The 23267-nt window shown below is 69.2% G+C and carries 19 protein-coding genes; 11 read left to right on the forward strand and 8 right to left on the reverse strand.

The features are described from left to right. Positions 1–3: 3 nt before the first annotated feature. The 3 genes from LOS78_RS11955 to LOS78_RS11965 all read left to right on the forward strand — a co-directional run bounded on the left by LOS78_RS11955 (position 4) and on the right by LOS78_RS11965 (position 3799). Positions 4–1530, forward strand: coding sequence for a tripartite tricarboxylate transporter permease (locus LOS78_RS11955; RefSeq protein WP_230378368.1), 1527 nt, complete (start codon positions 4–6; stop codon positions 1528–1530). Between the two features lie 159 nt (positions 1531–1689). Continuing rightward, complete coding sequence (locus LOS78_RS11960) at positions 1690–2625, forward strand: tripartite tricarboxylate transporter substrate binding protein (protein WP_230378369.1); 936 nt, start codon at positions 1690–1692, stop codon at positions 2623–2625. 202 nt (positions 2626–2827) lie between these two features. Continuing rightward, entirely contained in the window at positions 2828–3799 is a 972-nt protein-coding gene (locus LOS78_RS11965; RefSeq protein ID WP_230378370.1) for a tripartite tricarboxylate transporter substrate binding protein, read from the forward strand. A gap of 104 nt (positions 3800–3903) precedes the next feature. On the opposite strand, the gene LOS78_RS11970 is transcribed toward LOS78_RS11965, so the two are convergent. Both LOS78_RS11970 and LOS78_RS11975 read right to left on the reverse strand, forming a co-directional pair. Continuing rightward, complete coding sequence (locus LOS78_RS11970) at positions 3904–7338, reverse strand: pyruvate carboxylase (protein WP_230378371.1); 3435 nt, start codon at positions 7336–7338, stop codon at positions 3904–3906. Between the two features lie 95 nt (positions 7339–7433). Next, the gene (locus LOS78_RS11975; RefSeq protein ID WP_230378372.1) at positions 7434–7883 is read right to left on the reverse strand and encodes a nucleoside deaminase; all 450 of its coding nucleotides are present in this window, start codon (positions 7881–7883) and stop codon (positions 7434–7436) included. 229 nt (positions 7884–8112) lie between these two features. On the opposite strand from LOS78_RS11975, the gene LOS78_RS11980 reads away from it, so the two are divergent. Next, entirely contained in the window at positions 8113–9474 is a 1362-nt protein-coding gene (locus tag LOS78_RS11980) for a pseudouridine synthase (RefSeq protein WP_230378373.1), read from the forward strand. 142 nt (positions 9475–9616) lie between these two features. Here LOS78_RS11980 and hemP read toward each other — a convergent pair whose 3' ends face one another. Next, positions 9617–9793, reverse strand: coding sequence for a hemin uptake protein HemP (gene hemP / locus LOS78_RS11985; protein ID WP_084637789.1), 177 nt, complete (start codon positions 9791–9793; stop codon positions 9617–9619). A 168-nt stretch (positions 9794–9961) separates the two neighbouring features. Next, the gene (locus LOS78_RS11990; protein WP_230378374.1) at positions 9962–11008 is read right to left on the reverse strand and encodes a zinc ABC transporter substrate-binding protein; all 1047 of its coding nucleotides are present in this window, start codon (positions 11006–11008) and stop codon (positions 9962–9964) included. Between the two features lie 80 nt (positions 11009–11088). Between LOS78_RS11990 and LOS78_RS11995 the strand changes: the two genes are divergently transcribed. The 4 genes from LOS78_RS11995 to LOS78_RS12010 all read left to right on the forward strand — a co-directional run bounded on the left by LOS78_RS11995 (position 11089) and on the right by LOS78_RS12010 (position 13569). Beyond that, the gene (locus tag LOS78_RS11995) at positions 11089–11583 is read left to right on the forward strand and encodes a Fur family transcriptional regulator (protein WP_028712264.1); all 495 of its coding nucleotides are present in this window, start codon (positions 11089–11091) and stop codon (positions 11581–11583) included. Next, positions 11580–12341 carry a metal ABC transporter ATP-binding protein gene (locus tag LOS78_RS12000; protein WP_230378375.1) on the forward strand — a complete coding sequence of 254 codons (762 nt, stop codon included), beginning with the start codon at positions 11580–11582 and terminating at the stop codon, positions 12339–12341. Before LOS78_RS11995 ends, LOS78_RS12000 begins: the two co-directional genes overlap by 4 nt. Positions 12342–12347: 6 nt before the next feature. Further along, the gene (locus tag LOS78_RS12005) at positions 12348–13130 is read left to right on the forward strand and encodes a metal ABC transporter permease (protein ID WP_230378376.1); all 783 of its coding nucleotides are present in this window, start codon (positions 12348–12350) and stop codon (positions 13128–13130) included. 214 nt (positions 13131–13344) lie between these two features. Further along, positions 13345–13569 (forward strand): hypothetical protein, encoded by a 225-nt coding sequence (locus tag LOS78_RS12010; RefSeq protein ID WP_371255972.1) that lies wholly within the window; start codon positions 13345–13347, stop codon positions 13567–13569. 388 nt (positions 13570–13957) lie between these two features. Here the strand turns inward: LOS78_RS12010 and LOS78_RS12015 are convergent, their stop codons facing one another. The 4 genes from LOS78_RS12015 to LOS78_RS12030 form a co-directional block, all read right to left on the reverse strand. After that, a complete protein-coding gene (locus LOS78_RS12015) occupies positions 13958–14602 on the reverse strand; it encodes a YjbF family lipoprotein (RefSeq protein WP_036697730.1) in 645 nt (214 codons plus the stop codon). Beyond that, positions 14599–16803, reverse strand: a complete 2205-nt coding sequence (locus LOS78_RS12020; RefSeq protein ID WP_230378377.1) for a YjbH domain-containing protein — start codon at positions 16801–16803, stop codon at positions 14599–14601. Before LOS78_RS12020 ends, LOS78_RS12015 begins: the two co-directional genes overlap by 4 nt. Positions 16804–16896: 93 nt before the next feature. Further along, a complete protein-coding gene (locus LOS78_RS12025; RefSeq protein WP_230378378.1) occupies positions 16897–17814 on the reverse strand; it encodes a hypothetical protein in 918 nt (305 codons plus the stop codon). Positions 17815–17941: 127 nt separating this feature from the next. Continuing rightward, positions 17942–19324 carry an L-serine ammonia-lyase gene (locus LOS78_RS12030; protein WP_230378379.1) on the reverse strand — a complete coding sequence of 461 codons (1383 nt, stop codon included), beginning with the start codon at positions 19322–19324 and terminating at the stop codon, positions 17942–17944. A gap of 228 nt (positions 19325–19552) precedes the next feature. Between LOS78_RS12030 and dusB the strand changes: the two genes are divergently transcribed. The 3 genes from dusB to LOS78_RS12045 are packed head-to-tail and all read left to right on the forward strand — an operon-like array spanning position 19553 to position 23244. Continuing rightward, positions 19553–20602, forward strand: a complete 1050-nt coding sequence (gene dusB / locus LOS78_RS12035; protein WP_230378380.1) for a tRNA dihydrouridine synthase DusB — start codon at positions 19553–19555, stop codon at positions 20600–20602. Next, positions 20599–21756 (forward strand): nitrogen regulation protein NR(II), encoded by a 1158-nt coding sequence (locus LOS78_RS12040; RefSeq protein ID WP_036697727.1) that lies wholly within the window; start codon positions 20599–20601, stop codon positions 21754–21756. The genes dusB and LOS78_RS12040 overlap by 4 nt, the downstream gene beginning before the upstream one ends. A gap of 9 nt (positions 21757–21765) precedes the next feature. Then, positions 21766–23244, forward strand: coding sequence for a sigma-54 dependent transcriptional regulator (locus LOS78_RS12045; protein ID WP_028712254.1), 1479 nt, complete (start codon positions 21766–21768; stop codon positions 23242–23244). Positions 23245–23267: the final 23 nt, after the last annotated feature.

Raw genomic sequence — 23267 nt, forward strand, 5'->3', positions numbered from 1 at the left:
GCGATGGAAAACCTGATCTCCAACCTTGCGACCGGTTTTGCCACCTCCATGACCCCCGCGGCGCTGATGTATTGCTTTGCCGGGGTGTTCCTGGGCACCTTCACCGGGGTCCTGCCCGGCATCGGGGCGATGGCGGCGATTTCGATGATGCTGCCGGTGACCTTCTACCTGGAGCCCACCCATGCGCTGGTCATGCTGGCGGGCATCTTCTACGGCGCCGAATATGGCGGCTCGACGGCGGCCATCCTGCTGAACCTGCCGGGAACGACCTCCTCGGCAGTCACCTGCCTCGACGGCAACCCGATGGCGCGTCAGGGCCGGGCGGGCGTGGCGCTGCTGGTCTGCGCGCTGTCCTCCTTTGTCGGCGGCAGCATCGGCATCGTCGCGATCACGCTTCTGTCGGGGGTCATCTCGCAATTCGCGCTGGCCTTCGGGCCTGCGGATTACTTCTCGGCAATGTTGCTGGGACTGATCGCCGCATCCTCGATGACGGAGGATCCGCCGGTCAAGAGCGCCAGTACCATCGTTCTTGGCCTACTGCTGGGGACGGTGGGCGCCGATGTCGAAACCGGCATCGCCCGGTTCACGTTCGGCTCGATCTCGCTTTACGATGGGCTCAGCATCGTGGCGATCGCAATGGGGCTGTTCGGTCTCCCCGAGATCATCAGCGCGATCCAGCAGGGCGACGGCTATGTCAGGCAAAGCCGCGTCACCCTCCGCTCGATGGTTCCGACGCAAGAGGACGTGAAGCGGAGCGTGGGTCCGACACTGCGCGGATCGGGACTGGGCGTGTTCTTCGGCGCGCTGCCCGGCACCGGGCTGTCGGTGGCCTCGTTCCTTTCCTATGCGCTTGAGAAAAGGGTCGCGAAGGACCCGAGCCGGTTCGGCAAGGGCGCGGTCGAAGGGATCGCGGGACCTGAATCGGCCAATAATGCCGCGGCGCAAGCGTCCTTTATTCCCACGCTGACCCTGGGAATTCCCGGCAGCGCGACGATGGCGCTGATGCTCGGTGCGCTGATGATCCACGGCATCGCGCCTGGGCCGGGCCTGATCCGCGACCACCCCCAGATGTTCTGGGGTCTCATCACCAGCTTCTGGGTCGGCAACCTGCTGCTGCTGGTGCTGAACATTCCGATGGTGGGGGTCTGGGTGCGCCTGTTGCAGATCCCGTTCAGCTACATGTTCCCCGCCGTCATCGGCTTCGTCTGCGTCGGCGTCCTCAGCGTCATGTTCAACTCTTTCGACGTCGGCCTGCTGCTGGTTGCCGGGATACTGGGCTTTGCCATGCGGGCTTTGCAATATTCGCCGGCACCGCTTCTCCTGGGGTTCATCCTGGGACCGCTGATGGAGGAAAACCTTCGGCGCGCGCTGGTCCTGTCGCGCGGGGATTTCTCGGTCTTCGTGACGCAGCCGATCAGCCTGGGCATGCTTGTGGCAACGCTTCTGGTCATGGGGCTGATGGTCGTGACCACGATTCGCAGGCGCAGGCATCAGCCCCCCCTGCTGCCCGTGGGCGAGGAAGAGTTCTGACCGCTCCGGCATCGCATGCAGGCCAGTGACTCAAAAGCCAGAGCCGGAATCCGACCCCCGGCTCCGGTGCAACGACCCGATAATCCAGACAGGGAGAGACCAATGAAGATCCGGTCCGTTTTCATGGCCGCAAGAACCGTCGCTGCTGCAGCAACCGTGATGGCTGCCCTTGCGGTGGCCGCGCCGGTTCAGGCTCAAGGCGACTATCCGACCCAGACCATTCGCCTGATCGTGGGCTTCGCCCCCGGCGCCATCGCCGACTTGTCCGCCCGGCAGCTTGCCCCCCGCCTGTCGCAGGAGCTGGGAGTCCCGGTCATCGTCGAGAACCGCGCGGGGGCGGCCGGGCTGCTGGCGAACGAGTTCGTCGCCCGCGCGGCCCCGGATGGCTATACGGTGCTTTATCACGACAGCGGGCTGGTGACCGCCCCGGCCTTGGGGCGCGATCTGAACTATGACTACAAGACCGACCTGACCCCGGTGGGCATCGCGGTTTCGGGGGCCTTCTTCCTCTATGGCAGCCCCGGCAACCCGGCCAATACCATCGAAGAGGTGGTCTCCGAGTTGAAAGAGAACCCGGGCAAGTATTTTTACGGCAGTTCCGGCAACGGGGTCCTGAACCACATCGCGTTCGAGATGTTTCTTCAGGCGACCGGCACCAAGGCCAACCACGTCCCCTATCAGGGCAGCGGCCCGGTCATGGTGGATATCATGGCCAACCGCGTCGATCTCAGCATGTCCAGCGCGCCTGGCGTCTTGCCGCAATACAAGGAGGGGCTGCTGAAGATCTATGCCTATGGCGGCGAAGAGCGATCTCCGCTGCTGCCGGACGTGCCGACGATCTCGGAGACCGTCGCGCCCGGTTTCACCGCCGCGAACTGGTTCGGGCTTGCGGTTCCCTCGGGCACGGAGGATGCGATCGTCGCGCGGCTCAGCGAGGCACTTGTCGCCAGCACCCAGGATCCCGATTTCGCTGCGTCGATGGAAAAGGAGGGTGCCGAGGTGGTGGGTATCGCCGGGGACGAGGCCCGGGACTTCATCGAGAAGCAGGCCGGCACCTGGGCCGAGGTGATCGAGCGCGCGGGCCTCAAGCAGTGATCCATTTGTGCCGGGTGCGGGCATCGGTGCCTTCGGAAATGCCGATGTCTGCCGGACCGTCCTTGCCTGCCTTCCGGCGAATGGGCGGCGGGACATCGCGCACCGTTACGATGGGCTTCGCAAAACAGGAACGCCGCCGGAAATTCCATGCCGGATTTTTCCCGGGCATGAAGCAGGAGGAACAAGAATGTCAGGATCTGAAATGAACCGCCGGGAATTCATGGCATCGGGTCTGGTTTGCGCAGCAGGGCTGGCCATCGGTGCGCCTGCCCTGGCCGCGTCCTATCCCAGCAAGCCCATTCGCCTGGTCGTGGCCTTTGCTCCCGGAGGCGCGACGGACACCGTAGCCCGCTTGGTCTCTCCCTATCTGAGCGAGGCTCTGGGAACGCCGGTGATCGTCGAAAACAAGCCCGGCGCCAACGGGGCCATCGCGAATTCTGCCGTCAAGAATGCTGCCCCGGACGGCCATACGCTGTTGTTGTCGAACAGTTCCTTCATCGTCGCCACCCCCCATGGTGCGACGGATGCCGATGTCAACCCAGTCACGGATCTGAAGCATATCGTCATGTTTGCGACGGGGCGGCTGATCCTTCTGACCAGTCCCGCGCTCAAGGATATGAGCCTTGAGGACATCGTCGCGCAGTCGAAGGCGGATCCTCGGGCCTTTGCCAATGCCGCGCCCGGCATCGGTTCGATCAATGAGCTTGCCTTCGAAATGTTCCAGCGCGCGGTCGGTTCGCAGATCATCACCGCCCAATATGCGGGGACGGGTCCGATCATGACGGACCTGCTGGCCGACCGGGTGAACATGACGGTCGCCGCGGAGGCCTCGGCTGAACCCTATCTGAAGGAGGACAGCCTGGGCGCTCTTTGCACATTCGGGGCCGAACGGTCGGCCTTTCTGCCGGATGTGCCGAGTTCCAGGGAGTTGGGCATCGAAGGGCTGGACGATCTGATGTTTTGGAACGGGTTGCATGCCCCCGTCGGGATTCCGGCGGAAATTGTCGTCCAGCTCGAAGAGGCCTTCGCCAGGATTCTCGAAAACGAGAATCTTCAGCAGCGGCTTGCCGACATGCGCCTGAAAACCGTGCTTCTGCAGGGCGAGGATTTCGAGAGGCGGGTCCAGCAGGACTGGGACATGTTCGGTAAAATCTACCGACAAACCCACGGTTAGACCGGCCCGCTTCGGTCCTGCGGCTCGTCTGGCCAGCCGCCGGGCGGAGTTTCGTTCTCCGGCCGGTTCGCGACGGGAAGGGGCGCCCTTGGGCGCCCCTGTCGTCACTCCATCTCGACCATGAGATCCTTGGCGTCGATCTGCTCTCCCGGCCTGACGTGGAGGGCTTTCACCACGCCTGGCTTGTCGGCATGGATGCCGGTTTCCATCTTCATCGCCTCGATGGTCAGCAGCAGGTCGCCGGGGTTGACCTTCTGCCCCTGCGTCACCGCGACCGAGGCGACGACGCCGGGCATGGGGGCGCCGAGATGGCCCTCGTTCGCGGGGTCGGCCTTGGGACGGGCGGCGGTCTGCGATTTCACCAGCCGGTTCGGCACCCGGATCACCCGCGGCTGGCCGTTCAGCTCGAAGAAGACCTTGACCTCGCCCTTCTCGTCGGTCTCGCCCACGGTCTGCAGCCGGATCTCCAAGGTCTTGCCGGGGTCGATCTCGGCCTCGATCTCCTCGCCCGGCTCCATGCCGTAGAAGAAGGTCCGCGTCGGCAGCGTCCGCACCGGGCCGTATTGCCGGTGCCGGCCCATGTAGTCGAGGAAGACCTTGGGATACATCAGATAGCCGTTCAGGTCCTCGTCATCGACCGCCTTGCCTTCCAGCTGGCGGATCAGGTCGGCGCGGGTGGCCTCGATATCCACCGGCGGCATGGCCGCGCCGGGGCGGGCGGTCAGCGGCGCCTCGCCCTTCAGGACCTTCTTCTGCAAGGCCGCGGGCCAGCCCCCGGGCGGCTGGCCCAGGTTGCCCTTCATCATGTCGACGACCGAATCGGGGAAGGAGACCTCGACATTCGGATCCTCGACCTGCGCCCGGGTCAGGCCCTGGGCCACCATCATCAGCGCCATGTCGCCCACCACCTTGGAACTGGGCGTGACCTTGACGATGTCGCCGAACATCCGGTTCACCTCGGCATAGGCCTGGGCGACCTCGTGCCAGCGGTCCTCAAGGCCGAGCGAGCGCGCCTGGGCCTTGAGATTGGTGAACTGGCCGCCGGGCATCTCGTGCAGCCAGACCTCCGAGGCCGGGGCCTGCAACCCGCTCTCGAAGGCGGCATAGTGCTCGCGCACCGCCTCCCAGTAGTTCGAGATCCGGCGGATCGCCTCGATATCCAGCCCGGTGTCGCGATCGGTGTGGCGCAGCGCCTCGACCACCGAGCCCAGGCAGGGCTGCGAGGTATTGCCGGAAAAGGCGTCCATGGCGCAGTCCACCGCATCCACCCCGGCCTCGGCCGCGGCCAGGATCGAGGCGCCGGCAATGCCGCCGGTGTCATGGGTGTGGAAATGCACCGGCAGGCCGATCTCCTCCTTCAGCGCGCGGACCAGAATCGAGGCCGAGGCGGGCTTCAGCAGCCCCGCCATGTCCTTCAGCCCCAGCACATGCGCGCCGGCGTCGCGCAGCTCGCGCGCCATCTTCAGGTAATAGTGCAGGTCGTATTTCGCGCGCGCCGGATCGAGCAGGTCGCCGGTATAGCAGATCGTGCCCTCGCAGATCTTGCCGCTTTCGATCACCGCATCCATGGCGACGCGCATGTTCTCGACCCAGTTCAGGCTGTCGAAGACCCGGAACACGTCCACCCCGGTCTTCGCCGCCTGGCGGACGAATTCCTGCACCACGTTGTCGGGATAGTTGGTGTAGCCGACGCCGTTGGAAGCCCGCAGCAGCATCTGCGTCATCAGGTTGGGCATGCGGGCGCGGATGTCGCGCAGCCGCTGCCAGGGGCATTCCTGCAGGAAGCGATAGGCGACGTCGAAGGTCGCGCCGCCCCAGCATTCGACCGAGAAGAGGCCGGGCAGGTTCGCGGCATAGGCCGGCGCCACCCGGATCATGTCGATGGACCGCATCCGCGTCGCGAGCAAGCTCTGGTGGCCGTCGCGCATCGAGGTGTCGGTGATCAGCAGCCGCTTCTGGTCCAGCATCCAGTCGGCGACGGCTTTCGCCCCGTGTTCCTCCAGAAGCTGCCTTGTCCCCGGCGCCGGCTCGGCCTTGGCGGGCGGCGGCACCGGGATGCGCGCCTCGGCCGGCGGCAGCGGCCGGCCGGCGGTCTCGGGATGGCCGTTCACGGTGATGTCGGCGATATAGACCAGGAGCTTCGTCGCCCGGTCGCGGCGCTTGCGGAACGCGAACAGGTCCGGCGTGGTGTCGATGAACTTGGTCGTATAGCTGTCGTCGAGGAAGGTCGGGTGCTTCAAGAGGTTGATGACGAATTCGATATTCGTCGCCACGCCGCGCACCCGGAACTCGCGCAGCGCCCGGTCCATCCGCGCGATGGCCTTCTCGGGCGTCTGGGCATGGGCCGTGACTTTGACCAGCAGAGAATCGTAATAGCGGGTGATGACGCCGCCGGAATAGGCGGTGCCGCCGTCCAGCCGGATGCCGTTGCCGGTGGCCGAGCGATAGGCGGTGATGCGGCCGTAATCCGGGATGAAGTTGTTCAGCGGATCCTCGGTCGTGACCCGGCATTGCAGGGCGTGGCCGTTCAGATGCACGTCGGACTGCGCGGCGACGCCGGTGGCCTCGGCCAGCGTCGCGCCCTCGGCGATCAGGATCTGGCTTTGCACGATGTCGATACCGGTGACCTCCTCGGTCACGGTATGCTCGACCTGGACGCGCGGGTTCACCTCGATGAAGTAGAACTGCTGGCTGTCCATATCCATCAGGAACTCGACGGTGCCGGCGTTGCGGTAGCCGACGGCGCGGCCGATCCTCAGCGCCAGCTCGCAGACCTCGGCGCGCTGTTCGGGGGTCAGGTAGGGCGCCGGGGCGCGTTCCACGACCTTCTGGTTGCGGCGCTGCACGGTGCAGTCGCGTTCATAAAGATGGTAGAGCCCGCCATGACCGTCGCCCAGCAGCTGCACCTCGACATGGCGGGCGCGCAGGATCATCTTTTCCAGGTAGCCCTCGCCGTTGCCGAAGGCGGCCTCGGCCTCGCGCCGGCCCTCGCGCACCTTCTCGGGCAGCTCCTCGGGGCCCATGATCGGCCGCATGCCGCGCCCGCCGCCGCCCCAGCTGGCCTTGAGCATCAGCGGATAGCCGATCTCGGCGGCCTCGGCCTTGATCGCCTCCATGTCCTCGCCCAGCACCTCGGTGGCCGGGATCACCGGCACGCCGGCCTGGATCGCCACGCGCCGCGCCGAGGCCTTGTCGCCGAGCGCCCGCATGGTGTCGGCGCTCGGCCCGATGAAGGCGATCCCCGCCGCGGTGCAGGCATCGACGAAATCGGGGTTCTCGCTGAGCAGCCCATAGCCCGGATGGATGGCATCGGCGCCGGATTCCTTCGCGACGCGGATGATCTCGGGGATGGACAGATAGGCCGCCACCGGCCCCAGGCCGCCGCCGATGCGGTAAGCCTCGTCCGCCTTGAAGCGGTGCAGGCTCAGCTTGTCTTCCTCGGCATAGACCGCAACCGTCTTCTTCCCAAGCTCGTTCGCAGCCCGCATCACGCGGATCGCAATCTCGCCACGGTTCGCAATAAGAATCTTTCGGAACATCAGTCCCCCCATGTTCGCCCGGCGGGCATCCTATCCATGCTGCGGTGCAGCGCAAGCACCCTTCGCGACGTTTTCATGACGCGGGTTTTCTCATTTCACCGGCGTTCGCGAAAGAATTCTTGCAGCAGCCGGCGCGATTCTTCTGCCGAAATGCCGTCCACGATCTCTGGCCGGTGGTGGCATTGCGGATGGTCGAAGACCCGCGCGCCATGGCGCACGCCGCCCATGCGCGGGTCATCGGCACCGTAATAGAGCACCGCGATCCGCGCCGCGGAAATGGCGGCGGCGCACATCGGGCAGGGTTCCAGCGTCACCCAGAGCCGCGCCCCCGGCAGCCGTTCCGACCCGAGGGCGGCGCAGGCGGCGCGGATCGCCAGGATCTCGGCATGGGCGGTGGGGTCGCGCATCTCGCGGGTGCGGTTGCCGGCGCGGGCCAGCACGGTCCCGTCCGCGCCCACCAGCACCGCGCCGACCGGCACCTCGCCGCGCCGGGCGGCGGCGCGGGCTTCGTCCAAGGCCGCGGGCATGCAAGAGGCGAATGTCATGCCCCCTTCTGGCCCGCCGTGCCGCGTCCCGCAAGAATGGATATTTATGCAAGAAAGAAGCCGGGGCTGCCGTCCCCCCTCCGGCCCCGGCTTCTTTCTTGCATAAATATCCTGGGGGGTGAGGAGCGCAGCGACGAGGGGGGGCAAAGCCCCACTCCGCACTTTCCTTTCCGCGGCCGTGCCCGTAGATTGCCGACTTTGCCACCGCAGCGATGCGCAGGAGACCGCCATGACCGAAGACAGCCCCGAAACCGCCCCGAATCCGCAGGCCGACCGCATCGCCAAGGTGATGGCCCGCGCCGGCGTCGCCTCGCGCCGCGAGGCCGAGCGCATGATCCTGGAAGGCCGGGTGACGGTGAACGGCAAGAAGATCGACAGCCCGGCGCTGGACGTGACCCCCGCCGACAGGATCCGCGTCGACGGCAAGCCGCTGGACGAGCCGCAGGAGACGCGGCTGTGGCTCTATTACAAGCCCCTGGGCCTCGTCACCTCGACCTCGGACGAGAAGGGGCGGCAGACGGTGTTCGACGCCCTGCCGCGCGACCTGCCGCGGGTGATGACCGTGGGCCGGCTGGACCTGAATTCCGAGGGGCTGCTGCTGCTGACCAATGACGGCGAGCTCAAGCGCCGGCTGGAACTGCCGACCACCGGCTGGCTGCGCCGCTATCGCGTGCGGGTGAACGGCCAGCCCAACGACCTGACCTTCGCGCCCTTGCGCCGCGGCGTCACCATCGACGGCGAGGATTTCGCGCCGATGGAGATCAGCCTCGACAGCCAGCAGGGCGCCAATGCCTGGCTGACCGTCGGCATCCGCGAGGGTCGCAACCGCGAGATCCGCCGTGCCATGGCCCATGTCGGGCTGATCGTGAACCGGCTGATCCGCATCGGCTACGGCCCCTTCAAGCTGACCGGGCTGGAGGAGAACGAGGTCCGCGAGGTCAAGCGCAAGGTGCTGCGCGACCAGCTGGGCGGGCTGTTGACCGGCGAGACCGAGGAAAAGCCGCGCAGCTTCCGGGAGCGGGGCGCCGCCAGGCCGGCCGAGGGCGATGCCCGGCCGCGCAAGCCGCGCGCCGAAGGGGATCGCAAGCCCTTTGTCCGCCGCGAAGAGGGCGACCGCAAGCCCTTTGTCCGCCGCGAGGAGGGGGATCGCAAACCCTTCGCCAGGCGTGCCGAGGGCGACCGCAAGCCCTTCGCCAGGCGTGAAGACGGTGCGCGTCCCTTCGCCAAGCGTGAGGATGGCGATCGCAAACCCTTCGCGCGGCGTGCGGATAGCGAGGGCAAGCCGGCCCGCGAGGGCGCGCGCAAGCCCTTCGGCAAGGGACCGCGCGACGAGGCGCGGCGCGACGGCGACCGGCCGCCGCGCGGCGGCAAGCCCGGCTTCAAGGGCGGCGCGAAAGCCGCCGAGGGCGGGCGCGGCTTCAAGCCGCGCGGCGACAAGCCCGAGGGCGGTTTCAAGCCCCGGGGCGAGAGCAAGCCCGGCCGTCCCTTCAAGCCCGGCGCGAAACCCGGCGCGAGGCCGGGGCCTGCAAAAACCAGTCGCGCCCCCGGGAAGGGAGCGCGACCAGAGGGAAAAGGCCCGCGGCGCGGCTGATCGCGCCGTTTCGGGGCAGAGGGCGCAATGCGCGGCCTTGGGGCGATGCGATGCGCGGCGCGCTCTGCCGCCTTCCGGCGATCATCCGGTGCGGCTGCCTCGCGCCGGCCTCATGCGGACCGGCCGGGCCGCGCCTCGCTCTTCACTTGGTCAGGATAAGCTTGCCGGCGCGGGTGATGCGCAGGTTGTAGACCTGATCGCCCAGGACGATCAGCGCCTGGTTGCCGCCAGCGGTCAGCATTTCGGCATCGTATTCGGGAAGGCGCTGCAGGGCGGTCACGCCGGGACGCGTGAATTCGGCGGGGCGGGTCGCGGTCATGTCCAGTTCCTCGTTTCTGTCGCGGTGATTGTAGCCTGACAAATTTCCTAAGGGATGTCAAAGGAAAATAGTCGGGAATTTTGCGCGCGGATAACCGCCGGTTATGAAAGAGAAAAGGCGGGCCTTGCGCCCGCCTTGCCGGTTTTCTCGTGTCGTTTCACCGGCCCTTCAACCGTCCGTCAGGCAGTCCGCCAGCGCCTCGCCCATGCCGCGCAGGATCTCGGCATAGAGCTGCGGTCCGGGGGCCGAGCCGCTGCCCTCGGGATCCAGTGGCGCGCCCTGCCGGGCGGCGCTGCCCTCGGTGACGGCGGCGATCAGCCTCGGGTCGTGATTCGCCTCGGGAAAGGCGCAGATGGCGGCCTTTTCGGCGATCTCGTCGCGAATCGCCTTGAGCCGCGCCGCCGAGGGGGTGGAGGCATCGCCCAGGCTGACGGCGATGGCCGGCTCCAGCCCATAATGCGCGGTGAAATAGCCATAGGCGTCGTGGAAGACCACGAATCGCCGGCCCTTGGCCGGGGCCAGCCGGAGCTTGAGCTCTGCGTCCAGCGCGGCGATCTCCTCGGCCGCCCTGGCGGCGTTGGCGGCATAGGTGGCGGCATTCTGCGGGTCGCGGCGGGACAGGGCTTCGGCGATGGCGTCCAGCCAGGCCCGGCCATTGGCCGGGTCCAGCCAGGCATGCGGATCGGTGCCGCTGTGGTCATGGCCGTGATCGTCTTGCGCCCCGGCATGATCGGCGCCGCCATCGTCGTGGTTGTGGTTGTGGTTGTGGTTGTGGTTGTGGTTGTGGTTGTGGTTGTGGTTGTGGTTGTGGTTGTGGTCGTGGTCGTGGTCGTGGTCGTGGTCGTGGTCGTGGTCGTCCGCGCCGCCGCCATAGTCGCGGCGATGCGTGCCGGGCAGGTCCAGCAGGGTCACGACCTCGTCCGGCGCGCCAAGGCTGGTCGTCGCCCGTTGCAGCCAGGGGGTCAGCTGGGGCCCGACCCAGACCAGCAGCCCGGCCTCCTGCAGGCTGCGGGCCTGGCTGGGGCGCAGCTGATAGCTGTGCGGATCGCCGCCGGGTTGCAGCAGGATCTCGGGCTGGCCCAGATCGCCCATCACCTGCTGGACGAGCGAGGCGGTGACGGCGATGTCGGTCACCACGCGCGGCACCTCGGCCCGGGCGGGCAGGGCGCCCGCGCCAAGCGCGGCGGCAAGGACAAGGAAAGAATATCGGTTCATGGCGGTCTCGCTTGCAGAAACGCCCAGGTTATTTATGTTATATCGTAACCCGTCAAGCAGAAATGTAACGATATAACATCATGTCCGACCCCGAAGCCGCGCCCGACCCGTTCCACGAGCACGACCATGCCCATTGCGCCGCCGCCGTGTTGCGCCGCGCCGAGGACCAGGCCAAGGCCGAGGGCGTGCGCCTGACCCCGGTGCGCCGCCGCGCGCTGGAGATCCTGCTGGAATCGCATCGCGCCATGGGCGCCTACGAGGTGCTGGAGCGGCTGTCGGCCGAAGGGTTCGGCAAGCAGCCCCCGGTCGCCTATCGCGCGCTGGATTTCCTGGTCGAGCAGGGGCTTGCGCATCGCGTGCAGCGGCTGAACGCCTATGCCGCCTGCCTGTCGGCCGAGCGCGACCATTCCCCCGCCTTCCTGATCTGCCGCGGCTGCGAGCAGGTGGCCGAGGCCGACGCGCCCGAGCTGCGCGCGGCGCTGGACCGGCTTGCCGCCGCCTCGGGCTTCCGCATCGAGCGCAGCACCGTCGAGCTGCTGGGCCTTTGCGCCCGCTGCACCGAGGCCGGCCTGTGACGGCGCTGATCCGCGCGGCCGACCTGTCGGTCAGCCATGGCGGCGACCTGCCGGTGCTGAGCCATGTCGATTTCCAGATCCGCCCGGCCGAGATCGTCACCGTGGTCGGTCCGAACGGCTCGGGCAAGTCGACGCTGGTGCGGGCGCTTCTGGGCCATGTCGCGCTGGCCTCGGGCCGGGTCGAGCGGGCACCGGGGCTGCGCATCGGCTATGTCCCGCAGCGCGTGCATATCGAGCGCGCCATGCCGATGACCGTGCGCCGCTTCCTGTCCCTGCCGCGCCGGGTGGGCGATGCCCAGGCCGCCGCGGCGCTGGAGCGGACCGGCGTGCCGGGGCTGGAGAGGCGGCAGATCACCCAGCTGTCGGGCGGGCAGTTCCAGCGCGTGCTTCTGGCCCGCGCCCTGCTCAGCGACCCGCAGCTGCTGGTGCTGGACGAGCCGACGCAGGGCCTGGACCAGCCCGGCATCGTCGCCTTCTACAAGCTGATCGAGGAGGTCCGGGCCGAGACCCGCGCCGCCGTGCTGATGGTCAGCCACGACCTTCTGGTGGTCATGCGCGCCTCGGACCGGGTGGTGTGCCTCAACGGCCATGTCTGCTGCGAGGGCACGCCGCAGGCGGTCAGCGCCGCCCCCGCCTATCGCGCCATGTTCGGCGCGGAATCGCAGGGCACGCTGGCGCTTTACCAGCATCACCACGATCACGACCACGACCATGTCGCAGAGGGCCACCACGGCCCGGCCTGCGCCCATTCGCATTGAGGCCCCATGCTTGACGATTTCCTGACCCGCGCCGTGCTGGCGGGGCTTGGCCTGGTTCTGGCGACCGGGGCGCTGGGGTCCTTCGTGGTCTGGCGCCGAATGGCCTATTTCGGCGATTCGACCGCGCATGCGGCGATCCTGGGCGTGGCGCTGAGCTTCGTCTTCTCGCTGCCGATCTATCTGGGCACGCTGGCGGTGGCCGTCGCCATGGCGCTGATCGTCGCGCAGCTGACCGGGCGCGGCCAGTCCATGGACACGGTGCTGGGGGTGCTGGCGCATAGCGCGCTGGCGCTGGGGCTGGTGGCGGTCAGCTTCGTGCCTTCGCTGCGCGTGGGGCTGGACGCCTTCCTGTTCGGCGACATCCTGGCGGTGACCCGCGCCGACCTGGCCTGGATCTGGGGCGGCGCCGGGCTGGTCCTCGGCCTGCTGGTCTGGCGCTGGCAGCGGCTGGTGACCGCCTCGGTCAACGAGGAGCTGGCCATGGCGGCGGGAATCGACCCGGCGCGCGAGCGGCTGATCCTGTCGCTGGCGCTGGCGCTGGTGGTGGCGATCGCGATTCGCATCGTGGGCGCGCTGCTGATCTCGGCCATGCTGATCGTGCCGGCCGCGGCGGCGCGCGGATTCTCGGCAACGCCCGAGCAGATGGCGGGTTCCGCCACCGCCATCGGCGCGGTGGCCGTGCTGGGCGGGCTTTGGGCCAGCCTGTGGCTGGACACGCCGGCCGGCCCCTCGATCGTGGCGATTTCTGCGGCGATTTATGCTGTTACTTTAGTGCTTTGCAGGAAATGACCTGCATTTCGCCGCTGGCGGAAACCCGCGGGTTTCCGCCGGTCCGGCGGCAGCATCCCGCCTAGCGCCAGGGGTGTTGGCTAATATGCAACAGTTGCCTGTGACGCGCATGTTTTCCCGATCAAGACCGCTTTCCAAGTCCTTGGGATTATGCGACTGTCGCAGCGATGTTGCCGGAATCGGCAGCCGTCAAAGTACTGAACGGAGCATGATCATGACCAAATTCGCTACCTTCGCCCTGGCCCTTGGCCTGTCGGCCTCGACCGCTCTCGCCGGTGGCTATGTTGCCCCGGTCGTCGAAGTCGAGCCGGTTGTCGTGGACGAAAAACCCGCTTCGACCAATGCCGGCCTCGTCGTTCCGGCCCTGCTGCTGCTGGGTGTCATCGCCGCCATCGCGTCGGATGATGACGATGATGATGACTCGACCCCGGCCGAATAATTTCGGTTCGACAGTCGTCGATAAAAGGGCTGGCCTTTCGGGTCAGCCCTTTTTTCATGCGCCGGCCTCGGCCGGTGCCGGTCCCGGCCACGCCTCTCGGCGGTGGTTGCAGCGCCGGTTCCAGACCCCGGCCGCGAGCCCTGAAGCTCCGGCTTCGGCATTCCTCCGCATCGGGGCAAATGAAAAGGCCCGCGCGCGCCGGCGAGCGGGCCGGGATCGCGATCCCCGGCTGCGGCCACGCGCTTGGCTGCCACTGCGGGGCCGGTTCAGGCTCCGGCGCCAGTCCTGAAGAGGCTCCGGCCGCGGCCTTCCGCCTTTTAGCGCCGCAAAGGAAAAGGCCCGCGCGTGGCGGGCCTCTGCGGTTCGGGCTTGCGGCTTGCGGCCCGCGTCAGGGCCGCAATTCCTGGATCGTCACATAGCCGAGCGCCGGCCCGATCCATTGGCGCGAAACCGTGGCGCGTCCGCCCTGCACCAGATAGCTGTTCTCGAAGGTCAGGCCGAAGCCCTGGCAGCGTTCCACCATCACCCCGGGCTTGGGACCGGGGCCGACCCGGCAGTCCAGGGGCAGCGGCCGCTCCAGCCCGTCTCCGGTCCAGTAGCGCATCACCCGCCGCGCCTCGCCGCTGCGGCCGGCCAGAACCAGCGCGGCCGAGCCGGACATCTCGGCCACCGAGAGGTCGTTGCCCAGCCCGCGCGTGCCGGCCAGCATGCCGTTGCGCAGGATCAGCGCCTGCTCGTTCTTGGTCATGTAGGTGCGGCGGCCGGCATTCTCGCCGGTCATGGCCATGACCTGGGTGCTGCCGGCGCTTTCCAGCCCGACCAGGATCAGCGGGCCGGGATTGACCCGCAGCGCCTCGGCCGCCATGGCCGAGGGGTCGGGGGCCGGGGCGGGCTCGGCATTGCGCTGCGCCACGCTCTGCCGGGCGGCCTGGGCCAGCTTGCCGAAGACCGAATCGTTGTTGCTCTGGTTGCCGCAGGCGGCCAGCGCGCCCAGCAGCAGGCCGCCCAGCAGTATCCGTTTCGTCCGGGTCATCGCCAGAACCTCCCCCAACCCTGGTAAAGCTGGCCCGAGTGGCTGTCGCGGACCTTGTCGTAAAGCCTGCCGCCGACGCGCAGGCGCGAGCCGCCGTCGCGCGACAGCGAGCGGATGTCGCCGCCGATGCGGCGCAGCGAGGGATCGCCGGTGCCCCAGCCCAGCGGGATCGAGATCGAGACGCCCTTGTCGAACGAGCCTTCGCCGAAATCCTCGGTGCTCATGTCGGTCTTGGTGACCCAGCCGCCGATGCGCCAGCCATTGGCGAATTCGCGGCTGAGCGTCAGCGTGGCGCCCTTGTCGCCGGCCAGATACTTGCCGACATCCAGCTGCGCGGTGATGCCGTTGCCGAATTCGTAATAGGCCGAGACATGGCCGGTCGTGGTCTCGTAGTCGCGGAAGGCGAAGGTGTCGCGGAAATCGCGCTTCCTCACCCGGTTGATCTCGGCGCCGATGGCCAGCGGCGAATTGGCCGGCCACCACAGAACCTCGCCCGAGACGCCGCCATAGGCGCGCTCCAGCAGGCCCACGGTCAGGCGGGAATAGACCGTCTCGGTCGGCTTGGCATACCAGGCCAGCGTCAGGCTGGAGACCCAGGGGCTCTTGTTGCCCGAATACATCCGGCCGTCCGAGCGCACGCGCGGCACGCCGTTCTCGTCGTAATCGCTGTCCAGCGCCTCGTATTCCTCGGGGGTCATGCCGCCGGGCGCTTCCTGCCTGGTGGTGCCCAGCACGCGCTGGCGCACCGATCCGGCCAGCACCAGGCCCGGGGTCAGCTCGTATTCCCCGGACAGCTCGGCGCCGATCTCGTAGCGGAGCGGATCGTCCGGGTCGAAGAGCGAGGTCGACAGATAGGGCTTCAGGCCCCAGCTGAAGCGCGGGAACAGGCCCGGGGTCATCACCAGGTTGCCGGGGCGCGGATCGGCGTCCCTCAGCTGCGCGGCATTGGCGATCTGCCCCGCCTCGGTATTCTCCAGCCGCTCGACATCCGAGCGGCGCAGCACCACCGAAGAGGTCGGCAGCCCGTCCTCGGAGGAGGTGATCACCAGCGTCTCGACCGAGGGCGGCAGGGCGCGGCTCATCAGCCGCGCCGTGCGGCCGACGGCCTCGGCCTGCTGGATATAGCGGTTGTTGCGGATGCGGACCTCGGCCCGGTTGGCATCCAGCGCCATGCTTTCCAGCACCTGGCCTTCCTTGGCCAGGGCATCCCCCAGCGCCTTCTGGATCGCCGGCTGCGCGGTCGGATCGGCCGACCAGGCCCCCGACCAGCCGTCGGGATCGGCCTGCCGCGCCGGGCGCGGCCGGACCGGGGCCGGGGCCTTTTCCAGCCCCGAGGGATAGGGCGCCTGCCGGGCGTTCATCGCCACGCTGAACTGCACCCCGAACTGCTTGCCGCCCAGGGCATAGCCGCCCAGCTGGTAATGCTCGCCCAGCTGATAGGTGAAGCCCAGGTTCAGCTGGTTCTTCAGCGCGTCCTTGTCATCCAGCCAGATCGGGCGGCGGCAATTCTCGGCATCGCCGGTCTCGCAGGCATAGTCGTCGCCGGAATATTCCGCGGTGAGCGTCAGCTTGTCGGTGGCCTGCCAGCTGGCGCTGACGAAGGGCGCCATCTCGCCGCGGAACCATTGGTCGATATTGGGCTTGCCGCCCTCGCCCTCGTCGGGGGCGGGGCGGTCGCCAAGGCTGCCGATCCCGCCGGTGCTGGCCAGCCGGCCCCAGCCCAGGCCGGCGCTGACGCGCAGGCGCGGGGTCAGCGTCTTGGTGGCCACCAGGTATTCGGCGCTGTAAATGCCGGTGCCCATGAAGTCCTGCAGGCCGACGGCCACCGCCGGACGCCAGCCATGCGGATCCTCGTCCAGGAACTGATAGCGCAGGTCGAAGCTGCGGTCCCAGATATAGCCGCGCGCCTCGTTCGTGCTTTCCACCCGCGAATAGCGCAGCGCGACGGTCAGCCGGGGCAGGGCCTGGAACACCATGGTGTTGCGCCGCGCCAGGTCGGAATAGGACAGCGTGGCGCCCAGCGTGGCGTCGGGCAGGACCTCGGCGCTGGGGGTGTCGATGCCGCCCGGCAGGCCGTAGCTGTTGAAATGGCTGCCGATCAGCGGATCGGCATGGGCCGGGCTGGTGCCGAGACCCAGAAGAAGCGCCACCGGCACGGTCGAGGCCAGCAGGCGGCGGGTAGGGATCGAATGGGCGCGCATCGGCGGGTCCTTTCAGGTCGTGGCCCGCAGCGGGGGCGGCGGGTGGGCCGGCGCCGCGCGGAGCCTGTCCGCGCGGCGCCCGGATCTTTCGGCTTATTCGCTGGGGGCGGGCGGCTCGGGCAGGATCAGCGCCGGAGCGGGAACGCCGCTGGCCGCGTCCGACCCGCCGCCGCTGGCTGCCGGGGCTTCCGCCGCCGGCGGGGTCGAGGGGCTCGCCGCCGGGGTCTCGCTCGCGCCCGCGCCGGTGGCCGGGGTCTCGGTGGCCGGCGTCTCGGCGGCTGGCGTCTCGGCGGGCGCGGCCGGGCTCGTCGTCGGGGCCGGCGGCATGGTCTCGGGCGCCGTGGTTGCCGGTGCCGGGGTGGCGGGCGTCGTGGTGGCGGGCGTGTCGGTGGCCGGGCCCGTCTCCGGGGTCGCTGCCGGTGCCGTCGCCGGGGTTTCGGCTTCGGTCGCGGCGGGTTTCGCCGCCGGCGCCGCCGGCTTCGGCTGGGCCTTGGGCTTCGGCGCCGCCGAGGAGGCGCGGACCTGGGCCTTGGGCATGCTGTCGGTGGGCGCCGCGCAGCCGCTCAGCCGCTGGCTGCCGACGCGCAGCCGCGCGGTGAAGGGCGTCTTCTGGTCGCCCGCCCGGCATTCCGCCGCCTGGATGTTCAGCGCGAAGACCGTGCCGTTCATCGAGCCGATGAACTCGACGCCGCGGCCATAGACCATGCGGCGCACGGTGACGCCGACCGAGCGCGCGCCCGGCCGCTCGTAGACGGCGATCTTGTCGTCCGCGGTCACGGTCCAGCCGGCGCCGGCGGCGCGGAACATGGCGGTGTTGAGGGTGCTGGCCTCGGCGGTGGCGACGGGCTTGCCCTCGCTGCCGGTCTCGATCGGCTGCTCCAGCGGCGAGACGCTGGGCGGGCCGGAATGGCCCTGCGCCTCGGGCTCGTCGGATTTCTGGAAGGGCAGGTCGCCGCAGGCGGCAAGGGCCACAGTCATCGAGAGGACGGCGAATGCCGAACGGAATTTCATCTGCTCTGTCCCGGTTCCATGGGTTTTGCTTATGCAGATTGGCTACAGGAAGCCCGGGACTTGGGCAAGCACAGACAGGCCCCGCGGGCCACCACAGCCGGGTTTTGCGCGATTCTTCGCACGCGGCTCAGCAGTTCGGCACGTTGACGGCCAGACCGCCCAGCGAGGTCTCCTTGTATTTGTCGCTCATGTCGCGGCCGGTCTGGCGCATGGTCTCGATGGCGGCGTCCAGCGGCACGAAATGCTGGCCGTCCCCGCGCAGCGCCAGGCTGGCCGCCGAGACCGCCTTGATGGCGCCCAGGCCGTTCCGCTCGATGCAGGGCACCTGCACCAGCCCCTTCACCGGGTCGCAGGTCATGCCCAGGTGATGCTCCAGCGCGATCTCGGCGGCGTTCTCGACCTGGGTGACGGTGCCGCCCATCGCGGCGCAGATCCCCGCCGCCGCCATGGCCGAGGCCGAGCCGACCTCGGCCTGGCAGCCGCATTCCGCGCCCGAGATGCTGGCATTGTGCTTGATCAGCCCGCCGATGGCGGCGGCGGTCAGCAGGAATTCGTCCAGCTGACGCTCGGAGGCGCCCGGAACGTGGTCCAGCCAGTAGCGGATCACCGCCGGCACCACGCCCGCCGCGCCGTTCGTCGGCGCCGTCACCACCTGGCCGCCGGCGGCGTTCTCCTCGTTCACCGCCATGGCATACATCGACATCCAATCGTTGATGACATGCGGCGCGGTCAGGTTCATGCCGGCCTCGGCCCGCAGGGCCTCGCGGATGCCGGCGGCGCGGCGACGGATCGACAAGCCGCCGGGCAGGATGCCGCGGGCTTCAAGGCCCCGGTCCATGCAGTCGCGCATCACCTGCCAGATGCGGCGGATGCCGGCGGAAATCTCGGCATCGCTGCGAAAGACCCGCTCGTTCTCGCGCTTCATCTGGGCGATGGACTTGCCCGATTTTTCGGCCATTTCCAGCATCTCGGCGGCCGAGGCGAAGGGGAAGGGCACCTTGGGCGAGGCATCGGTGCGGGTGTCGTCGCCGCGCGCCGCCAGCTCGGCCTCGGTCATCACGAAACCGCCGCCGATCGAGTAATAGACCTCGCGGAAGATCACGTCGCCCTGCGCGTCGGTCGCCATCAGCACCATGCCGTTGGCATGGCCGGGCAGGGCGCGGTCATAGTCGAAGATCAGGTCGCGCGCCGGGTCGAAGGCCAGATCGCCCAGCCCCTGGGGCGAGAGGACCTTCGTCTCGCGGTTCTTCTCCAGCGCCGCCTCTGCGGCTTCGGCATCCATGGTTTCGGGCAGGAATCCTGCCAGGCCCAGGATGGTGGCGCGGTCGGTGGCATGGCCCTTGCCGGTAAAGGCCAGGCTGCCATGCAGGCTGGCGCGCAGCCCGTGGGCGCGGAACGGCTGCCCGCGCAGCGCGTCCAGAAAGCGGCCTCCGGCCACCATCGGCCCCATGGTGTGGGACGAGGACGGGCCGACTCCGATCTTGAATATGTCGAAGACGGAAAGAAACATCGCGGACTCCCAGGCTGGCGCGGCAAGCCTAGCCGCGGACCCGCCGGCAAGCCAGAGCGGTTGCGACAGCCGGCCTGAAGCTCCGCGACATTTGACGAAACGGCGCCTGCCCCCTATTTAGGCAGCAAGCACGAAAAACCGGCAAAACCCGCCGCGGCAGGACCGCCTGCCGACCGGGCATGCGCCGCATTCTTTCGCATTCCCGCCGGCTGGCATACGAGTTCTCCCATGACATTGCCCGAACCCATCACCCTCGGCACCACGCGGCTCGGCCCGCCGGTCTTCCTGGCGCCCATGGCCGGGATCACCGACCTGCCCTTCCGCCGCGCCGTGGCGCGCCATGGCGGGGCCGGGCTGATGGTCAGCGAGATGGTCGCCTCGACCGAGATGGTGACGCCGCGCCCCTCGACCCGCGCCGCGGTGCGCGCCAAGGCGCTGACCGAGGGCGCGCTGCCGGTCTCGGTCCAGATCGCCGGGCGCGAGGCGGGGGCCATGGCGGAAACCGCGCGAATCGTCGCCGGCATGGGCGCGCGGATCGTCGACATCAACATGGGCTGCCCGGCCAAGAAGGTCACCGGCGGGCTGTCGGGGGCGGCGCTGATGCGCGACCTCGACCACGCGCTGGGGCTGGTCGAGGCAGTGGTCGCCGCCGTGCCCGAGTTGCCGGTGACGCTGAAGATGCGGCTGGGCTGGGACGCGGATTGCCTGAATGCGCCCGAGCTGGCCGCCCGCGCCGCCGGGGCCGGGGTCAGGATGCTGACCGTGCACGGCCGCACCCGGGCGCAGTTCTATACCGGCAGCGCCGACTGGACGGCGATCCGGGCGGTGGCGAACCTGCCGGGCCGGCCGCCGCTGGTCGCCAATGGCGATGTGGTGGACGCGGCCAGCGCCCGCGCCGCCCTGTGTCAATCGGGCGCCGATGCGGTCATGGTCGGCCGCGGCGCCCAGGGCGCGCCCTGGAAGCTGGCGCAGATCGCGCATGAATTGTGGAACACGCCCGCGCCGCTGGTGCCGCAAGGCGCGGCGCTGGCCGAGGCGGTGGCCGAGCATTACGACGACATCCTGTCGCTTTACGGGCGCGAGCTGGGCCTGCGCGTCGCCCGCAAGCATCTGGGCTGGTATGCCGAGGCGAACGGCGCCCCGAACCGCGCCGAGCTTCTGCGCGCGCCCACGCCCGAGGCGGCGCTGGCCGCGATCCGCGCCGGTTTCGGCGATGCCGATGCCGCGCTGGCCGATGCCGTCCATGCCAACGCCCAGGCGACCGAGGTGCCTTCATGACAGCCCGGGCCAGGTCCGACATGCTGCCCGATCCCGAGATGGAAGCCGGCGGCGGCTTCGTCCCGGCAGAGGTCGGGCCGAACTGGTCGGCGCTTCCCCTGCCCGCGATCATCCTGGACGCGCGGGGCCGCATCGCGGCGATGAACGACCTGGCCGAGGCTTTCCTGAACATCTCCTGCCGCTCGTCGCTGGGACAGGCGCTGGAGGGGCCCGAGATGCGCAAGCGGCTGCGCATCGTGCCGCGGCTGGGCGCGATCCTGGAGCGCATGCGCGAGGGGCACGAGGCGCTGAACCGCGCCGGGGTGCGCTTCGAGATCGGCGACCGCTCGGGCGGGCATACCGACCGCATCGCCACCGTCCATGCCGGCCAGGCCCCCAGCCCCGAGGGCGGCACCGTCATCCTGCTGGCGCCCGCCGATGGCGGCGGCCGGCTGGGGCAGGGGCAGGCGGCGCGCTCGGCCGCGCGCTCGGCCATCGGCATGGCCGAGATGCTGGCGCATGAAATCAAGAACCCGCTGGCCGGCATCCGCGGCGCGGCGCAGCTGATCGGCATGAACCTCAAGGCCGAGGACCGCGACCTTGCCGACCTGATCGTCGCGGAATCGCGCCGCATCGTCGAATTGCTGGACCAGGTGGAACGCTTCGGCGACACCTCGGCGCCGCGGCTGGCGGCGGTCAACATCCACGACGTGCTCGAGCGGGTGCGCCGCTCGGCCGCGGTGGGCTTCGGCAAGGGGCTGCGCATCGTGCCCGATTACGACCCCTCGCTGCCGCCGGCGCTGGTCGATGCCGACCAGCTGGTGCAGGTCTGCCTGAACCTGGTCAAGAACGCCGCCGAGGCCATCGGCCGGGCGGGGCAGGGCGGCAGCATCCGCCTGCGCAGCTTCTACGACGGCACCCTGCGCCTGGCCCCGACCGAGGCCGAGCCGCAGGGCCGCAGCCTGCCCCTGCAGATCGAGATCGAGGACGACGGCCCCGGCATTCCGGACGCCATCCTGGACGAGGTCTTCGAGCCCTTCGTCTCGGGGCGCGAGAACGGCACCGGCCTCGGCCTTGCGCTGGTGTCCAAGATCATCACCGACCACGGCGCCTGGATCGCGCTGGAATCCCGCCCCGGTCGCACCGTTTTCCGCATTTCACTGCCCAAAGCCTGAGGTTTTCCCATGGACGGCACCGTTCTGATCGCCGACGACGACCGCACCATCCGCACGGTGCTGACCCAGGCCCTGACCCGCGCCGGCTGCCGGGTCCATGCCACCGGCTCGCTGGCGCAGCTGCTGCGCTGGGTCGAGGAGGGCCGGGGCGATCTGGTCATCACCGACGTGATGATGCCCGACGGCAACGGCATCGACATGATCCCGGCGATCCGCAAGGCGCGGCCGGACCTGCCGGTGATCGTGATCTCGGCCCAGAACACCATCGTCACCGCCATCCGCGCCACCGAGGCGGCGGCCTTCGACTATCTGCCCAAGCCCTTCGACCTGCCCGACCTGATGACCCGGGCCGGGCAGGCGCTGTCGCGCGTGCGCAGGTCCGAGCCGGCCGCGGCGGCTTCGGCCCCGGCCCCCGCCGCGGCGCCGGAATCCGGCGCCGATCCGGCCCTGCCGCTGATCGGCCATGCCCCGGCCATGCAGAACCTGTTCCGCATGGTGGCGCGGGTGCTCAACGCCGACCTGCCGGTGATGATCGCGGGCGAGGCCGGGGTGGGCAAGACCGTGGTCGCGCGCTCGTTCCACGATCTTTCCGACCGGCGCGAGGCGGGCTTCGTGGTGCTGACCTCGGCCGACCTGTCCGAGGAGACGATCCACAGCGCCGCCGAGCGCGCGCAGGGCGGCACGCTGCTGATCGAGGATCCGGCCGGCTTCGACACGGCCGCCCAGGCCCGGCTGATCGGCATGATCGAGGCCTGGGAGGTCGGTCCCGGCCGCAACCTGATGCCGCGCCTGGTCTCGACCACCGGGCCCGACCCGCAGGCCGACGTGGCCTCGGGCCGGCTGCGGGCGGACCTGTATTACCGGCTGGCGGGGGTGACGGTGACGGTGCCGCCGCTGCGGGCGCGGGTGGACGACATCCCGCCGCTGGCCCGGCACCTGCTGGCCCGCGCCGCCGCCCAGGGCCTGCCGCAGCGCAGCCTGTCCGAAGGCGCGACGGCGCTCATCCGCGCCTATCCCTTCCCGGGCAACGTGCGCGAGCTGGAAAACCTGATGCGCCGCCTGGCCCTGACCGCCGCCGCGGCCGAGATCACCGAGGCCGAGGCCGCCGCCGCGCTGGCCGAGTCGAGCCCGATCGTGCCGCCCGCCCCGGCGGCGGCGCCCGCCGCCCGGCCGGCCGCCGCGACCGCCGCCGGCCCAGCGGCCGCTTCGGCCAATCCGCTGGGCGAGCCCGCGAACATGCGGCTGGCGCAATCGGTGGAAATGCACCTGCAACGCTATTTCGACCTGCATGGCGACGACCTGCCGCCGCCCGGCCTTTACGACCGCATCCTGCGCGAGATCGAAAAGCCGCTTCTGGAGATCGCGCTGGACGCCACCGGCGGAAACCAGCTGCGTTGTGCCGATCTTCTGGGCATCAACCGCAATACGCTGCGCAAGAAACTGACCGACCTGAATATCGAGGTGACACGGCGGCGCAAACTGATGTAAAATGGCCACAGATGGCCTTGCGA

Origin of the sequence: Paracoccus sp. MA (genome assembly GCF_020990385.1) — a bacterium.
Lineage (GTDB): Bacteria > Pseudomonadota > Alphaproteobacteria > Rhodobacterales > Rhodobacteraceae > Paracoccus.

Bases quoted from the DNA above. Each gene is read 5' to 3' on its own strand.
- LOS78_RS12040 (WP_036697727.1), top strand. From the start codon at position 20,599: ATGACAGCCCGGGCCAGGTCCGACATGCTGCCCGATCCCGAGATGGAA.
- LOS78_RS11960 (WP_230378369.1), top strand. From the start codon at position 1,690: ATGGCTGCCCTTGCGGTGGCCGCGCCGGTTCAGGCTCAAGGCGACTAT.
- LOS78_RS11995 (WP_028712264.1), top strand. From the start codon at position 11,089: ATGTCCGACCCCGAAGCCGCGCCCGACCCGTTCCACGAGCACGACCAT.
- LOS78_RS12025 (WP_230378378.1), bottom strand. From the start codon at position 17,814: ATGAAATTCCGTTCGGCATTCGCCGTCCTCTCGATGACTGTGGCCCTT.
- LOS78_RS11955 (WP_230378368.1), top strand. From the start codon at position 4: ATGGAAAACCTGATCTCCAACCTTGCGACCGGTTTTGCCACCTCCATG.
- LOS78_RS12010 (WP_371255972.1), top strand. From the start codon at position 13,345: ATGACCAAATTCGCTACCTTCGCCCTGGCCCTTGGCCTGTCGGCCTCG.
- LOS78_RS12045 (WP_028712254.1), top strand. From the start codon at position 21,766: ATGGACGGCACCGTTCTGATCGCCGACGACGACCGCACCATCCGCACG.
- LOS78_RS12030 (WP_230378379.1), bottom strand. From the start codon at position 19,324: ATGTTTCTTTCCGTCTTCGACATATTCAAGATCGGAGTCGGCCCGTCC.
- LOS78_RS12015 (WP_036697730.1), bottom strand. From the start codon at position 14,602: ATGACCCGGACGAAACGGATACTGCTGGGCGGCCTGCTGCTGGGCGCG.
- LOS78_RS12005 (WP_230378376.1), top strand. From the start codon at position 12,348: ATGCTTGACGATTTCCTGACCCGCGCCGTGCTGGCGGGGCTTGGCCTG.
- LOS78_RS11965 (WP_230378370.1), top strand. From the start codon at position 2,828: ATGAACCGCCGGGAATTCATGGCATCGGGTCTGGTTTGCGCAGCAGGG.
- hemP (WP_084637789.1), bottom strand. From the start codon at position 9,793: ATGACCGCGACCCGCCCCGCCGAATTCACGCGTCCCGGCGTGACCGCC.
- LOS78_RS11980 (WP_230378373.1), top strand. From the start codon at position 8,113: ATGACCGAAGACAGCCCCGAAACCGCCCCGAATCCGCAGGCCGACCGC.
- LOS78_RS12020 (WP_230378377.1), bottom strand. From the start codon at position 16,803: ATGCGCGCCCATTCGATCCCTACCCGCCGCCTGCTGGCCTCGACCGTG.
- LOS78_RS11990 (WP_230378374.1), bottom strand. From the start codon at position 11,008: ATGAACCGATATTCTTTCCTTGTCCTTGCCGCCGCGCTTGGCGCGGGC.
- dusB (WP_230378380.1), top strand. From the start codon at position 19,553: ATGACATTGCCCGAACCCATCACCCTCGGCACCACGCGGCTCGGCCCG.
- LOS78_RS11975 (WP_230378372.1), bottom strand. From the start codon at position 7,883: ATGACATTCGCCTCTTGCATGCCCGCGGCCTTGGACGAAGCCCGCGCC.
- LOS78_RS11970 (WP_230378371.1), bottom strand. From the start codon at position 7,338: ATGTTCCGAAAGATTCTTATTGCGAACCGTGGCGAGATTGCGATCCGC.